Source organism: Hungatella sp. SL.1.14, from assembly GCF_024460495.1.
Lineage (GTDB): Bacteria > Bacillota > Clostridia > Lachnospirales > Lachnospiraceae > Hungatella > Hungatella hathewayi.
Window position 1 is genome coordinate 51030 of the sequence record NZ_JANFYJ010000023.1, and the last position, 15357, is coordinate 66386.

At 50.2% G+C, this 15357-nt stretch carries 14 protein-coding genes and 1 other annotated feature; of the genes, 5 read left to right on the forward strand and 9 right to left on the reverse strand.

Translation table 11 applies throughout. The annotated features are described in order from the left end of the window. Positions 1 to 283: 283 nt before the first annotated feature. Entirely contained in the window at positions 284 to 1273 is a 990-nt protein-coding gene (locus NE473_RS22200) for an RpnC/YadD family protein (protein ID WP_055650945.1), read from the forward strand. A 103-nt stretch (positions 1274 to 1376) separates the two neighbouring features. On the opposite strand, the gene trpA is transcribed toward NE473_RS22200, so the two are convergent. From trpA to NE473_RS22235, 7 genes are read right to left on the reverse strand one after another with little or no spacing between them, the layout of a single operon-like run. Then, positions 1377 to 2147, reverse strand: coding sequence for a tryptophan synthase subunit alpha (gene trpA / locus NE473_RS22205; RefSeq protein ID WP_022030084.1), 771 nt, complete (start codon positions 2145 to 2147; stop codon positions 1377 to 1379). After that, complete coding sequence (gene trpB / locus NE473_RS22210; RefSeq protein ID WP_055650944.1) at positions 2140 to 3324, reverse strand: tryptophan synthase subunit beta; 1185 nt, start codon at positions 3322 to 3324, stop codon at positions 2140 to 2142. The genes trpA and trpB overlap by 8 nt, the downstream gene beginning before the upstream one ends. A gap of 2 nt (positions 3325 to 3326) precedes the next feature. Continuing rightward, positions 3327 to 3968: a phosphoribosylanthranilate isomerase gene (locus NE473_RS22215; protein WP_055650943.1), complete on the reverse strand. Its 642-nt coding sequence runs from the start codon at positions 3966 to 3968 to the stop codon at positions 3327 to 3329. A 25-nt stretch (positions 3969 to 3993) separates the two neighbouring features. Next, positions 3994 to 4800 (reverse strand): indole-3-glycerol phosphate synthase TrpC, encoded by an 807-nt coding sequence (gene trpC, locus NE473_RS22220; RefSeq protein WP_055650942.1) that lies wholly within the window; start codon positions 4798 to 4800, stop codon positions 3994 to 3996. Positions 4801 to 4812: 12 nt separating this feature from the next. Further along, positions 4813 to 5886 (reverse strand): anthranilate phosphoribosyltransferase, encoded by a 1074-nt coding sequence (trpD, locus tag NE473_RS22225; RefSeq protein ID WP_055650941.1) that lies wholly within the window; start codon positions 5884 to 5886, stop codon positions 4813 to 4815. Positions 5887 to 5939: 53 nt separating this feature from the next. Then, a complete protein-coding gene (locus tag NE473_RS22230; RefSeq protein WP_006777178.1) occupies positions 5940 to 6578 on the reverse strand; it encodes an anthranilate synthase component II in 639 nt (212 codons plus the stop codon). Next, positions 6578 to 8059 carry an anthranilate synthase component I family protein gene (locus NE473_RS22235; RefSeq protein WP_055650940.1) on the reverse strand — a complete coding sequence of 494 codons (1482 nt, stop codon included), beginning with the start codon at positions 8057 to 8059 and terminating at the stop codon, positions 6578 to 6580. Before NE473_RS22235 ends, NE473_RS22230 begins: the two co-directional genes overlap by 1 nt. A 97-nt stretch (positions 8060 to 8156) precedes the next feature. Continuing rightward, positions 8157 to 8464 (reverse strand) — a binding site (T-box leader). A gap of 305 nt (positions 8465 to 8769) precedes the next feature. Between NE473_RS22235 and NE473_RS22240 the strand changes: the two genes are divergently transcribed. The 4 genes from NE473_RS22240 to NE473_RS22255 all read left to right on the forward strand — a co-directional run bounded on the left by NE473_RS22240 (position 8770) and on the right by NE473_RS22255 (position 13469). Further along, positions 8770 to 10077 (forward strand): four-carbon acid sugar kinase family protein, encoded by a 1308-nt coding sequence (locus tag NE473_RS22240; protein ID WP_022030079.1) that lies wholly within the window; start codon positions 8770 to 8772, stop codon positions 10075 to 10077. 27 nt (positions 10078 to 10104) lie between these two features. Beyond that, a complete protein-coding gene (gene pdxA, locus NE473_RS22245) occupies positions 10105 to 11106 on the forward strand; it encodes a 4-hydroxythreonine-4-phosphate dehydrogenase PdxA (RefSeq protein ID WP_022030078.1) in 1002 nt (333 codons plus the stop codon). 94 nt (positions 11107 to 11200) lie between these two features. Then, the gene (locus NE473_RS22250; RefSeq protein WP_022030077.1) at positions 11201 to 12601 is read left to right on the forward strand and encodes a GntP family permease; all 1401 of its coding nucleotides are present in this window, start codon (positions 11201 to 11203) and stop codon (positions 12599 to 12601) included. 118 nt (positions 12602 to 12719) lie between these two features. Then, a complete protein-coding gene (locus tag NE473_RS22255; RefSeq protein ID WP_006773388.1) occupies positions 12720 to 13469 on the forward strand; it encodes a DeoR/GlpR family DNA-binding transcription regulator in 750 nt (249 codons plus the stop codon). A 121-nt stretch (positions 13470 to 13590) separates the two neighbouring features. Here the strand turns inward: NE473_RS22255 and NE473_RS22260 are convergent, their stop codons facing one another. Beyond that, a complete protein-coding gene (locus NE473_RS22260) occupies positions 13591 to 14706 on the reverse strand; it encodes a 2-dehydro-3-deoxygalactonokinase (RefSeq protein WP_081034940.1) in 1116 nt (371 codons plus the stop codon). Continuing rightward, positions 14591 to 15223 (reverse strand): bifunctional 4-hydroxy-2-oxoglutarate aldolase/2-dehydro-3-deoxy-phosphogluconate aldolase, encoded by a 633-nt coding sequence (locus NE473_RS22265; RefSeq protein WP_055650938.1) that lies wholly within the window; start codon positions 15221 to 15223, stop codon positions 14591 to 14593. The genes NE473_RS22260 and NE473_RS22265 overlap by 116 nt, the downstream gene beginning before the upstream one ends. Positions 15224 to 15357: the final 134 nt, after the last annotated feature.

The window sequence follows — 15357 nt, forward strand, 5'->3', positions numbered from 1 at the left end:
ATACCTGGAGCCGAGTCTTGTTTTTTATTTTTTTAGAGCTATAATAAAAGAGTGAAGCAATGATCTGTTTTCTGTTTCGGCCGTATCACAGCGGCTGGATATCAGGCGTTTCTTTATGTGAATTCACCATGAAAAATCATCACGGCGTTTCAGCCACAATTTCTCAGTCAATTAAAACCGCAATTACGGAGGGGAGGTCTGTCTATAGTGAAAAATAAGTTTACATAAAAATGTGCTTTTCCTTGCAACTACAGATAAAACCATTTATAATGGAGGTAGAAATATGCAGCAGATCAAACTAAACAGAAACTATAAAGACAGATTGTTCCGACTGGCCTTTCAGGAGAAAAAGGATCTGCTGGATTTGTATAACGCCGTAAGCGGCAGACAGTATACAAATCCGGATGATCTGATCATTACCACGCTCGCGGATGTGATTTATCTGGGAATGAAGAATGATATATCTTTTCTGGTATCGGATGTGCTTAATTTATATGAGCATCAGAGCAGCTTTAATCCTAATATGCCTGTTCGCGGTCTGAATTATTTTGCAGACACTTACCGGGAATACATTGACAGAAACGGATTTGACATCTATGGAGAAAAGCTGATCCGTCTTCCGATGCCGCAATATATCGTCTTTTACAATGGGACGAAAGAGGAACCGGATCGGATCGAACTTCGGCTTTCGGATGCATTTTTGTGTCAGAATCCGGAGGAAAAGGGCTGCCTCGAATGCAGAGCGACCATGATTAATATTAATTATGGACATAATAAAGAGCTGATGGACCGCTGCAGGCGGCTGAAAGACTACGCGGTGTTTGTAAGCCGGATAAGGAATAATGAGAAGAGAGGCATGGCTCTTGATGAGGCGGTAAAGCAGGCTGTTCATTCCTGTATCGAAGAGGGGATCCTGGCGGACATTCTGAAAAAGAACAGAGCGGAGGTGTGCAATTTGATTCTATATGAATATGATGAGCAGAGGCAGCTGGCAATTGCACGGGAGGGTGCGATGAAGGCGGGGAGAGAAGAGGGCAGAATAGAGGGCAGAATAGAGGGCCGTACAGCAGGGAGAGAAGAGGGCCGTGCAGCGGAACAAGTAACGATTATCCGTAATATGGCAGGTAAAGGACTTGATCCGTCAGCGATTGCGGACATGCTGGGGCTGGAGGAAGGTTACGTTAAAAAAGTGCTGTATCTGCTGGCGGAAGAGACTGGAAGAACGGATCTGGAGATTGCTGGGATTCTTTTGGAGCAGAGGCAGGAGGGGTGAACTTCCCCATAGGTTCAGAAATGATCATCCCCAAAAAAGAAAGCGGGCCGCATGGGTTCCGCTTTCTTTTTTGCTGAAGAGAAACTGCAAAGGTGTCTTCTTTTTAAGAGATAGCCGCCTTCATTTCTCTGACGTACTGACAGACCGGTTCAACGCAGTCTTTTCCATATTTAGCCACCATTCGGACAATTGCGCTTCCCACAATAACGCCGTCGGCGTGTTCGCTCATCTTTTTTGCCTGCTCCGGTGTGGAGATTCCGAAGCCAATGGCGCAGGGAATGGATTGTGCCTCTTTTACTAAGGAAACCATCTCTCCGATGTTGGTGGTGATCTCTGTTCTGACTCCGGTAACACCCATGGAGGAAACACAGTAGACGAAGCCTTCGGCCTCCTTCGCAATGGCGTGGATTCTCTCTTTCGATGTGGGTGCAATGAGAGAAATCAGATCTAATCCGTACTGGCGGCAGAGGGGAAGGAGCTCGCCTTTCTCTTCAAAAGGCATATCCGGGACAATCAACGCGTCGATGCCGGTTTCAGCAGCTGTGCGGATGAATTTCTCACTTCCGTAGACAAAGATCGGATTGATATACGTCATAAATGCCAGCGGGACCTCTGTTTTTTCGCGGATCCGCTTCACCATATCGAAAATCTTATCGGTGGTAGTGCCGGAGGCCAGCGCCCGTATGTCTGCCTCCTGTATGACGATACCCTCGGCTACCGGATCAGAGAATGGGATTCCGATTTCAATTAAATCTGCGCCTGCCTCTGCCATGGCGACGATCAGCTCTTCCGTGACGGCAAGCTCCGGATCACCGGCAGTGACAAACGGGATAAATGCTTTTCCATCTGCAAATGCATCTCTTACTCTACTCATAGATTTCTACCCCCTTATATCTGGCGATTGCAGCCACATCCTTGTCTCCGCGGCCGGAGAGATTGATGACGATTACCTGATCTTTCCCCATGGCCGGAGCGATTTTTCTGGCATAAGCCACTGCGTGGGCGCTTTCGATGGCCGGGATGATTCCCTCCATTCTGGATAAGTACTCGAACGCGTCTACGGCTTCGGCATCGGTGACAGGAACGTACTGAGCCCGGCCGGAGTCGTGCAGGGAAGCGTGTTCCGGCCCGATTCCCGGATAATCCAGCCCTGCGGAAATGGAGTAGACCGGAGCGATCTGGCCGTATTCATCCTGACAGAAATAGGATTTCATGCCATGGAAGATTCCCAGGCTTCCGGTGGCAATGGTAGCGGCATTCTTATCCGTATCGATGCCGTGCCCGGCGGCTTCACATCCCACCAGCTTTACACCCGGTTCATCGATGAAATCATAAAAGAGCCCCATGGCGTTGCTGCCGCCGCCGACACAGGCGATCAGCATATCAGGAAGTTTGCCTTCCGCCTCCAGAAGCTGGGATTTTACTTCCCTGCCGATAATGCTCTGGAAATCGCGGACGATCGTGGGGAACGGGTGGGGGCCCATGACGGAACCCAGTACATAGTGGGTATCCTCCACCCGGTTCGTCCACTCGCGCAGTGTTTCATTGACCGCATCCTTTAATGTCTGCGTACCGCTGGTGACGGGATGAACCCTGGCGCCTAAAAGCTCCATGCGGAACACGTTTAAGGCCTGACGGTCTGTGTCCTCTTTTCCCATGTAGACCTCACACTCCAGCCCTAAGAGTGCGGCGGCGGTAGCGGTTGCAACGCCGTGCTGGCCTGCGCCGGTTTCAGCGATGACCCGGGTCTTGCCCATTTTCTTAGCGAGGAGCGTCTGCCCCAGCGCATTGTTGATCTTGTGGGAACCGGTGTGGTTTAAATCTTCTCTTTTTAAATAGATTTTTGCGCCTCCCAGATCTTCGGTCATCTTTGCAGCATAGTAGAGAAGAGACGGTCTTCCCGTATAGGTGCGGTTTAACTCATCGAGTTCGGCGAGAAATGACTCGTCGTGGATGTATTTTTCATAGGCTGTCTCCAGCTCATTTACTGCATTCATCAGCGTTTCGGGGATAAATTGTCCTCCGTGCTGTCCAAATCTTCCTTTTGACATGATTAAGCACTCCTTACTGTTTGTATGATTTCCTGGATTTTCTTCGGGTCTTTCCGTCCGTCGGTCTCGGCTGCGCTGCTTAAGTCGAGGCAGCAGGCCTCTGTTTTCAATGCTTCTTTTATGGTGGCGGCAGAGAGTCCGCCGGCCAGAAACCACGGCTTTTCGATGTGGGGAATTAAAGACCAGTCGAAACGGACCCCGCTTCCGCCGTACTGATCCTTGACAAAGGTATCAAACAGCAGATATTCGGCCGGATAACTTACGGCCCTTTGGATATCGTCTCTGTCCTTTACGCGCACTGCCCGGATGAGGGGAACGGAAGCGGCCAGCCCTGTCGCGGCCAGCGCCTTCTTTAAATTCTCTGCATACCGTGCTGTCTCAAAGCTATCCATATCTCCATGGAGCTGGACTGCGTCGATAATTCCCCGGCTGGCGATCCGCACAATGTCTTCTATGGGACTGTTGACAAATACGCCAACAGCCATGATTTCCGGCGACAGGAGCTTTTTCAGTCCGGCGGCCCTCATCTCGCTCACGTTCCGCCTGCTGGGCGCAAAGACGAAACCGATGTAGTCGGGTCGGTACTCATTTACTGCCGCGATATCTTCCGGCCGTGACAGGCCGCAAATCTTTATCTTCATCATTCAGACTCCTTCTGCATTTCTTACATTACTCACACGCCTGTTTCCAGGAATCAAGAATGAGTTTCTTGCTGCTGGAACGCATCAGCGTTTCACCGATCAGTACGCCATCCACCCCGGCGTTATGGAGAAGCCGGATATCCTCCGCTGATTTTACTCCGCTCTCCGCTATAAAGAGTACGCCTTCCGGCACAAGGTTCCTTAAGCGGATGGAGTTGGAGAAATCCACCTCAAAGGTCTTTAAATTCCGGTTGTTGACGCCGATGATCCGGGCGCCTGCCCGGAGTGCGGATTTGATCTCCTCTTCATCGTGTGCTTCGACCAGTGCGCTCATTCCCAGGCTGTCGCACAAATGAATTCCGGTGCGAAGCGTCTCTGTGTCGAGGAGGGCGCAGATCAACAGGACTGCGGAAGCCCCGATGACCTTTGCCTCGAAAATCTGGTAGGGATCAATGGTAAAATCCTTGCGAAGCAGGGGCACAGAGACGTGCCCTCGGATTTCCCTCAGATAGTCGCTGCTGCCCAGAAAATACTCGGGTTCGGTGAGAACGGAGATGGCGGCGGCTCCGGCGGCCTCGTAATCCCTGGCGATATCGACATAGGGGAAATCCGGGGCGATCAGGCCTTTGGAAGGGGATGCCTTCTTTACCTCGCAGATGAAGGACATTCCCGGCTCCTTTAACGCCTTTTCAAAGGAAAATACGCTTTCCTTCGCACCATTTTGCCGGGCTTCTGACGCCTGGGAGGCCAGGTTCATCATGGTCCCCAGGGGGATTTTTTCTTTTGCAGCCTCCACCCGTTTCCTGGTGGAAGCAGCCAGTGTATCTAAAATCATGGCGGCCTCCTGTTACATTCCGCCAAACGGCTGGGAGGGGGACTTCCCGGTTTCGCCGGCAGCAGACGAAATGTTGTATTGATTTGTTGCTTTTGCAAATTCCTCCAGCTTGGCGGCTGCCTTTCCGGAATCGATTAAATCGTTTGCCAGAACAATGCAGTCTTCGATGGTGCAGTCGTCAATTCCGAGATAGAGGCTTAAGGCGGAGTTGAATACCACGATATCGCGCTTGGGTCCGGTGAGCTTTCCGGTTAAGATATCCCTGGTAATCCGGGCGTTTTCTTCTGGATTTCCGCCTACCAGTTCTGATAAGTCACAGCGGGAGAAACCGAACTGTTCCGGGGTGATTTCGTACATGGTCAGCTCTCCGAAACGGATTTCGCATACATGGGTCGGTCCGGTGACGGTAGCTTCATCCAGTCCGTCGTTGCCGCAGACCACCAGTCCCCGGTTGACACCCAGATTGCTGAGCACTTTTGCCAGCGGCTCCACCAGCTTCTCATCATAGACGCCCAAAAGCTGCATGGTGGCTCCGGCCGGATTGGCCAGAGGCCCCAGAATGTTGAAAATGGTGCGGACTCCCAGTTCCTTGCGGACCGGCCCTGCATATTTCATGGAAGAGTGGTAGGACTGTGCGAACATGAAGCACATGCCCGTGTCTTTTAAAATCTGTTCTGACTGTTCCACCGTAAGCTTTAAGTTTACACCCAGGTTTTCCAGTACATCGGCGGCTCCGCTCTTGCTGGAGACGCTGCGGTTTCCGTGCTTTGCCACCGGAACCCCGCCTGCCGCTACCACGAATGCGCTGGTGGTGGAGATGTTAAAGGTGCCGGCCTCGTCGCCGCCGGTGCCTACAATATCGATTACTGCGAAATCCGGTTCCAGCTTAAGCCCTTTTTCTCTCATGACCGTCGCACATGCCGTGATTTCATCGATGGTCTCTCCTTTCATCCGAAGTCCTGTTAAAAATGCAGCCATCTGTGCGGGAGTCGTCTCGCCGCTCATGATTTCGTTCATCACCTCTTTTGCCGCTTCAAAGCTTAAATCCTGTCCTTCAATTACATCGTGAATTGCCTGCTGTATCATAGTCTGTTACCTCCATTTATAAGAATGAATGCTGTTCGTTTTTCGTTTGCCTGTTATATGTTGAGAAAATTCCTGAGTATCGTCATGCCGTCCGGAGTCAGTATCGATTCCGGATGAAACTGGAGACCGTAGACCGGATAATCGGTATGGCGGACCGCCATGATTTCTCCCATATCATCCTCACCGATTACTTTTAAAGAATCAGGGAGAGAACTGCGTCTGGCGATGAGAGAGTGGTATCTGGCCGCAGGAATCCTTTCCGGAAGATCCTGGAAAATGGGGTCGCTGTTGTCAATGGTGATGGTGCTCTGCTTGCCGTGCATCAGCTTAGCCGCATGAACGATCTCGGCGCCGAATACCTCACAGATGCCCTGATGACCGAGACACACGCCCAGGATCGGAACCTCTCCCTTCATCTGGCGGACCACATCCTCACAGACACCGGCATCTTTTGGATATCCGGGTCCGGGAGAGAGGATGATGTGGTCCGGATGAAGGTTCCGGATATCTTCTGTGGTCATCGCGTCGTTTCGGATTACCCTGATATCCGGTTCCAGCCCGGCCGCCTCGGATCCGGCAGATTCCCCCGGACGAGAGGGGGTAAGACTTATCCTGTTCTCCAGACAGAGCGTGCCGAAAAGCTGGACCAGATTGTAAGAAAAGCTGTCATAGTTATCGATCAGTAATATCATCAGTCATTCACCTCGCTTGCCGCCTCGATGGCGTGAATTACGGCTTTCGCCTTGTTGGCTGATTCCTCATATTCTTTTTCCGGAACGCTGTCGGCCACAATGCCGCCGCCAGCCTGAACATAGACCTTTCCATTGGTTTTTACTGCCATTCGGATCGCAATACAGGTATCCATGTTGCCGGTGAAATCGATGTATCCCAGCGCTCCGCCGTAGATGCCTCTCGGCACCGGTTCCAGCTCTTCGATGATTTCACACGCCCGGATCTTCGGCGCACCGGATAAGGTGCCTGCCGGGAGAACCGCTTCAATGGCGGAAAACGCATCGCAGCCGTTTAAGATATCCCCCTCCACCTGGGAGCAGATGTGCATAATGCGGGAATATTTGTGGATCATCTGGTATCCGGTGACCTCCACGGTGGAGAACTTTGAGATTTTTCCCAGATCGTTTCGTCCCAGGTCGACCAGCATGTTGTGTTCGGCCAGCTCTTTTTCATCGGCCAGAAGCTCCTTTTCCAGTCTGTCGTCTTCCTCTGGCGCTGCGCCTCTGGGTCTGGACCCGGCTACCGGAAATGTGGTGAGCCGTCCGTCCTTCAAACGAACCAGGGTCTCCGGTGAGGTGCTCATGATCTCCATATCATCCATACGCAGGTAAACCATGTAGGGAGAAGGATTGGTGGTTCGTAGAACCCGGTAGGCGTTTTGCAGGCTTCCGTGGTACTCGCTGGAAAACTGTCTGGAAATGACCGCCTGGAAGATATCTCCGTCCACAATGTATTCTTTCGCCTTTTCCACCATCCTGCAGTACGTTTCTTTGGAGACGTTGCAGGTGAATTCCGGTTTGTCGTCCGCCACCGATTTTTCCAGAGGTGCAGGGTTTGCGATCATCTGAGCGATGCTCTCCAGTCTGGCGCAGGCGGCCCCGTAATTTGCCATGCATTCCGCCCGTTGCCCGGTCTTCATGTTGACCACGATATCGATCTTCTGTTTTAAATGATCGTAGGCGATCACCGTGTCGAACAGCATTAAGTCGAAATCGCTGCACTCTCCCTTTTTGATGTTGAGCGTCGGCTCGGCATAACCAATCATGCCATAGGCGAAGTATCCGATGAAACCGCCTGTAAACGGGGGCATTCCCTTAAGTTTTGGAGAGCGGTATTCCTTTAAAATATCTCTGAGTATGTCGAAGGGCCGGTCTGTTTCTATGATTTTTTCGGCCGGGCCGGCTGGTTCCCGGCGGATCGTTACCACGCGGTCTTTACAGGTAACCCGGAGAATGGGATCATATCCGAGGAACGAGTAGCGTCCCCAGTTTTCACCGCCCTCAATACTTTCCAGCAGGCAGTAGCGGCTGCTTAAACCTGCGATTTTCCTCAGCAGTGTGATCGGCGTTACAATATCGGCGAACACTTCCCTGCATACCGGAATGATGGGATACTTTGCTGCGAGTGCTTCAATTTCTGTACAGTCTGGTGTGAGTTTCATAACTGGTAAACGCTCCTTTCGTGAATGATCGTTATTGGCGGTACTTTCCTGTGACAGCAAAAAAGCTCCTGTCCCTCTTACCCATAAACTATGGATAAAGAGGGACAGGAGCTCTATAATTTCTCTTCTGCGGTACCACCCTGATTGATGAATAAAAAAATTCATCCGCTCTGTAACACACTAACATGTGCCTCCCCTTGGTAACGGATAGGAAACCCGTCGGTATCTACTTCCGGCCAGTATACGCCTTCCCTGCCTTCTCAGACAGGACCGCTTATACGGAATACCGGTTTCAAGCCGCCCTCGCAAGTCCATTCAGATTTATTACCAATGCTTCCTTACACCAGCCGGAAGCTCTCTGCGCATGATAGAAAAATCTTACTTACTCCTGCTCATCGGTTTATCGCTTTGCTTTGCTACAGTATATGAGATGAAATCGAAAATGTCAATATTAATTTTCAAAAAAATGTAAAAAAAATTTTCGGATGGATGCCGGAGAATAAAATAGCCTGTTTCTCTAACTGAACACAAACAAACATCTATGTACTAGTTAAAAATGAAAAACAAACAGAAAAAAACAAAAATAATCTTGACAAATCCAACAGATTGATGTAGTATACGAACTAGAACGAACATATAATATAACACAAACGAACATGTGTGGTATAGGAACGATATGGAAAGCGGTAAAAGAAAAGGGGGAACATAACATGCCTCAGTGTATAGTAGTTGCAGATGATTTAACGGGGGCAAATGCGACGGGGGTACTTTTAAAAAAGATGAATTATCAGACGTATACGGTGATGAATTCCGAGCGTCTGGAGCTGTCTCTGTTTGACAGCTGCGACTGTGTCATGTATCCGACGGACAGCCGGGGAGTGAGCAGTTCCCTGGCCTACAACCGGGTTTACAATGTAACGAATCTCTTAAAGGAAGACGGAGTAAAGGTCTATGCAAAGCGAATTGACAGTACCATGCGGGGAAATGTGGGAAGCGAGACAGACGCCATATTAGATGCGCTGGGAGACGATTACATAGCCATCGCGGCGCCCTGTTTCCCGGCATCGGGAAGAATCGTAATCGGGGGCTATATGCTGGTTAAGGGGCTTCCCCTTCATAAGACCGAGGTGGCGCTGGATCCCAAGACGCCGGTTACCGTATCGGACGTGAGGCAGATCTTTGAACAGCAGAGCAAGTATCCCGTTGGAAGCATCATGATGAACGACATGATGAACGGGAAGCATTATCTGGCCGACCGCATGAATGAACTGGTATCTGACGGATGCAGGATCATTGTGGCAGACTGTGTGACTCAGGAGGATTTAGACCTGATAGCGGATGCCGTGATCACGAGCCAGCTGAAATTTGTAGCTGTGGACCCGGGAGTCTTCACGGCCACCATAGCGAGAAAGCTGATCGTCCCGGCCGATAAGAAGGAGAAAAAGAAGATTTTGGCGGTTGTGGGCAGCGTAAATCCGGTGACAAGGCAGCAGATGGAAGAACTGTGGCTGGCCCAGAGAACTGCGTATAATATATTTGCAGCCACCAGACGTTTTCTGGAGAGCGGGGAGGAGCGGGAAGCGGAAATTACCCGCATCACGGAAGAGGTGCTGGAGGCCAGCCGGGCTTATGATATTTTGACTGTGACGGGCGACGGCATTTATCCGGAAAACAGGATTGATTTTAAACAGTATGAGGATCGTTTCCCCGGCGGTGTGGATGATATGACGGGAACGATCAACGATTCCTTTGCCGAGATTGCGCACCGGGTATTTACTGCACACCAGGGATTTAAGGGGATATACAGCAGCGGAGGAGATATCACCGTTTCTGTATGCCGGAGATTCCAGACAGCAGGTTTATGTCTTCTCGATGAAGTCCTTCCGCTGGCGGCGTACGGCCAGTTCCTAAAGGGAGACTTCGAAGGCGTGCATATCATCACAAAGGGCGGAATGGTGGGCGAAAGCGACGCGGCCAATCGCTGTATCACATATCTGAAAGAAAAATTATACATGTAACATAAAAAGAGAATGGAGGAAATAATTATGAACAAACCATTAATCGCAATTCCTATCGGAGATCCGGCGGGTGTCGGACCGGAAATCACGGCAATGGCCCTGGCGGACAGCAAGGTCACGGAGGCAGCCAGATGCATTATTGTCGGAGACAAAAAAATCATGGAACAGGCTGTCAGGATTACAGGAGCTGAGTTAAAGGTAAACGTGGTGAAGGAACCGGAAGAAGGGATCTATGAGCCGGGAATCTTAAATCTGATTGACCTGGACAATATCGACATGGATCACTTTGAATTCGGAAAAGTGAGCGGAATGTGCGGAAAAGCGGCTTACGAGTATATCGCTGAGAGCATTCGTCTTGCCAATGAGGGGAAAGCGGACGCGGTGGCCACCACCCCGATCAACAAAGAGGCGTTAAAGGCAGGCGATATTCATTTTATCGGCCATACCGAGATCTTCGGGGCGCTGACAGGAACGGAAGATCCTCTTACCATGTTCGAAACCAATGGAATGCGCGTATTCTTCTTAACGAGACACGTGTCCCTGCGTCAGATGCTCGATATGATCACGAAGGAGAGAATTAAGGATTACGTAAAACGCTGTCTGGAAGCCCTCGAGAAGCTGGGCGTAACCGGAGGCACCATGGCAATTGCCGGATTAAACCCGCACTGCGGCGAGCATGGTCTGTTCGGTGACGAGGAGGTACGGGAAATTATGCCGGCCATAGAGGAACTGCAGGCGGAAGGCTACCCGGTAACGGGACCGATCGGTGCCGATTCCGTCTTCCATCAGGCGGCACAGGGACGCTTCAACAGTGTACTTTCCCTCTATCACGATCAGGGCCATATTGCGACAAAGACACTGGATTTTGACAGGACGATTGCCATCACAAACGGAATGCCGATCCTCAGAACTTCCGTCGACCATGGAACTGCATTTGACATCGCAGGTACAGGCAAAGTAAGCGCCGTCAGTATGATCGAGGCAATCTTACTGGCAGCAAAATATTCGCCGAATTTCACGAAAAAATAGGGTCAGAAAGCTGTGAGACGGCAGTAAAGCAGTATTTCGTGTCCGGGGGGCATGGAAATAGAAAGTTAATTTATTTTAAAGGAGGGTTTATTTTATGGTAGGTGGACTTAGTGGGCAAAGGATGCTGATCGGTCTGTTGATCGGTATTATCGTACTGGTGGTTCTGGTCTTAAAGACGAAGATCCACGCATTTCTCGCACTGATTATGAGTGCGGTTATCATCGGACTGGTGGGCGGTATGCCGATGGTAAATGTAACACTGGAAAATGGCAAGACACTCGGCATTATCAATTCTATTACAACCGGATTTGGCGGTACGCTGGGAAGTATCGGTATTATTATCGGCTTCGGTGTCATGATGGGGCAGATATTTGAACGGACCGGCGCCGCGAAACGAATGGCTCAGACCTTTTTAAAGCTGTTTGGGAAGGGAAGAGAGGAAGAGGCGCTTGGCATTACCGGATTCCTTGTATCGATCCCGATCTTCTGTGATTCCGGTTTCGTTATTCTTGCCCCGATTGCAAAGGCAATCTCAAAGGTAACAAAAAAATCAGTGATTTCACTGGGAGTCGCACTGGCGGCAGGTCTCGTTATCACCCATACGCTGGTACCTCCGACACCGGGGCCGTTGGGCGTCTGCGGTATTTTCGGAGTCGATGTGGGAAAATTCCTCCTGTTTGGTATCGTGATTGCGATTCCGATGGCAATTGCCTGTACCATTTACGCAAGATGGGTTGGAAAAAAGATCTATCAGATTCCTAACGACGACGAAGGCTTTGACCGCCTTCCCTATCAGGAGCCGGACTATTCCATAGATTTTACAACGGATTTCAGCGGTCTTCCTTCCACACTTGAGTCATTTGCACCCCTGGTACTGCCAATCATTCTGATTCTGATCAGCACGGTATCCAGTGCACTTGGCCTTACCACCGGTTTTATGGAGATATTCCAGTTCCTTGGATCTCCGATCGTAGCGGTAGGCTTGGGACTCGTAGTGGCGATTGTTACGCTTGGAAGAAACTTAACCAGAGAAGAAGCCATTAAGGAAATGGAAAGAGGAATGGCCTCTGCAGGCATCATCATGCTGGTAACTGGCGGCGGCGGTGCCCTGGGCCAGATTATCAAAGACAGCGGCCTCGGTACATATATGGCAGAAGGCCTGGCAGGAACGGCGGTTCCGATCGTTGTTCTTCCATTCATCATCTCCACGGCAATGAGATTTATTCAGGGATCCGGTACAGTAGCCATGACGACGGCGGCCAGTATCTCCGCACCGATTATCATTGCGGCCGGCGTTAATCCGATCTTAGGCGCACTGGCATGCTGCGTGGGCTCTTTATTCTTCAGCTATTTCAACGACAGCTATTTCTGGGTTGTGAACCGAACACTGGGAGTAGGCGAAGTAAAAGACCAGATTATGACGTATTCCATCACATCGACCATTGCATGGGCGGTAGGATTTGTTGAAGTTTTGATATTGAGTATTTTCCTGTAATCATATATGATAGACACATGGGATTCATGTGCAGATAAAAAGGCTCCGCTGCCGGGTATTCCGGTGCGGGCCTTTTTTATTTAGCAGGGAAGGCTTGTCGTGATGAGGAGGCATAGTTATGATGTTAATGGCCGAAAGGCAGTTGAAGATTTTAGGGATGATACAGGATAACGGCAGCGTACAGGTGGACGAACTGGCGAGGAAGCTGGATGTCAGCCCCATGACGATCCGGAGGGACTTGGAGAAACTTCAGAAGGATGGGCTGATTGAGCGGTGTCATGGCGGCGCCGTCAATAAGACAGAGGTAAACTACGCGGTAAAAAGCGTCAGCAACCATACCCAGAAGGAGATGATTGCCCGGAAAGCGGCAGAGTTTATCCGCGGCGGGACGACGATTTTCCTGGATGCGGGAACTACTACGTACGAGATTGCAAAGCATATCATGGAATATGAGAATATGACGGTTGTTACCAATGATCTGGAGGTTGCCCTGCTTTTAAAGAACAGCCGGGTGGAGCTGTTTATCTGCGGCGGCTATATTCAGAAATCGACGGGAAGCGCCGTCGGCTATTATGCGACACAGATGATGGAAAATTTCCGGTTTGATATGGGATTTTTCGGCGCGGCCGCGATCAATGAGGAATTTCACGTTCTGACGCCGACCATCGATAAGGCTTTCTTAAAACGCCAGCTGACTCATCAGTGCCAGCAGTCCTTTCTGGTGGTCGATGATTCCAAATTCAACCGGCAGGGGATGAATTTTATTAATAAACTGTCGGATTATACGGGAGTGATTACGGACCATGAGTTTAAGGAAACGGAAAAGATTCTGCTGAGGAAAGAAGGGGCGCGTATTATAACTGTTTAAGACGATGGGTAGAACAGGAATAAAATATTTTATGCAGGAAAACCGCGCTGGATTTGAGAAATCCAGTGCGGTTTTCCTTTCTTTCCCCGTCAGCTGATATAGCAGAATGTTCCATCACCTTTTATTGTTCCATAAGACTCAAAAATCCCTCTACCGCAAACGGGAATGACGGAGTGACAGGCACTTCTGTAATCTTAAACTGTGGGAACAGTTTGTCTGCAAAGGCGGAAAATATTTCATACTGCATGTGAGGTCCGGCCACGGCGATCGTGGCCGGTTTATCCTGTGTGACTGAGACGATGGCATCCATGACGCCCCCGTTAATGACTCCTTCCAAGTAGGAGCGGCGTTCGGCCAGCGTCGAGCCGGCGAATAAATCCATGCTGCGGACGACATACAGTGCACGGTTGAAGCCGTACCGGTGGACAATATCGTAGCCCATACAGACCATGTTCGGAAGCAGCTCCGTGCATTTCTCCCCATTGATGCTGGAACCAAGAATGGTATGCCCGGCCAGGGCATGGTAGAGCTCGCCTGTTATGGTGGAGGAAATGTTTTCAATGGTTCCGTCAAGGAGAAATGCGGCCTGCGTATGGGAACCGGGAAGCAGGATAATGCTTCTGCCGCTGGCCAGTCCGGGACAGCGGTGGAGAATTCCCAGCAGCTCTGTTTCCTCTCCGCGCATGTTATTGGCGTTCACCACTGTATCGACAGAGGCAGTCGTTCCCTGGGGAAGCGTCTTGATCCCGGGGATGATATGAACGTTTCTCTGAAAAAACTGGCTTTCGTAATAAACGACAATACTGCTTTTTAATTTTTTAAAATCCACGGGAGTAGATAAATGTTCGATTTCTTTCAATCCGGAAGGACTTGAGATCATACCGGACATGTAGATTTCTGCAACTTGTGTATCTGTGATTCCCGATTTAGTAAGAAGCTGGTCATACAGCTGTTTTAACGCAGATATAAGAACGGTCCGGTCCTGATGCAGGGCGGAATCACGGGAACCCACTGGAATATCGCCGCGGCATATTATGGTTCTGTCTTTCAGGAGGCAGGCCCGCGTGTTAGTAGTGCCTGAGTCAAAGTAAAAGAAATACAAGGAAACACCAACTTTCTTATTAAAGTTTTGCCGCATAAGCGGACGCCAGCAGCCGGATTCTGTCAAAATCTCCCGCCTGAACGGCCTGTTTGCTGACAATATTAGAACCGATTCCCACACAGCAGGCTCCTGCATCAAAGAAGTCACGGATATTATCCAGATTTACACCCCCGACCGCGGCGAGTGGAATGTGATGCAGCGGGCCGCGAAGTGCTTTTATGTAACCCGGACCGGCAGAGTCGGAGGGGAATACCTTCACAATGTCGGCCCCTTCTGCATAGCAGCGTGCCACCTCTGTAGCAGTATAGGCGCCAGGCATGGAAAGAAGTCCCAGTCGTTTTGTCTCACGGATAACAGAAGAATCCGCATTGGGTGAAATGATGTAGGCGGCTCCTGCGTTGTACGCGGCATGGAGTTGTTCGAGAGTCATAACGGTGCCGGCGCCGATGAGAACCTTCCCCTCGAATTGCCGGCTTAAAGTGCGGATGATATCGGCTGTGATCTTCGGCGGGGCTGTCTGGTCAAAGGTGATCTCGGCCAGATGAAGACCTCCTGCATGGATTGCTTCCACCGTCTTTTCCGCACAATCCGGACTCAGGCCTCGAATAATGGTAATGATTCCGCCTGCCAGAATTTTATCAAAAGTTGTCATGATGATGACCTCCTGTCTAAAGAACATGAAAAAGATATATTCTGTTGATATAATGAAAAGTTTTCGTTCCTATATAGGAACTATATTCTTAAAATGCTAATTCTATTATAGGCGCCGGGAAAAGTGTTTGTCAA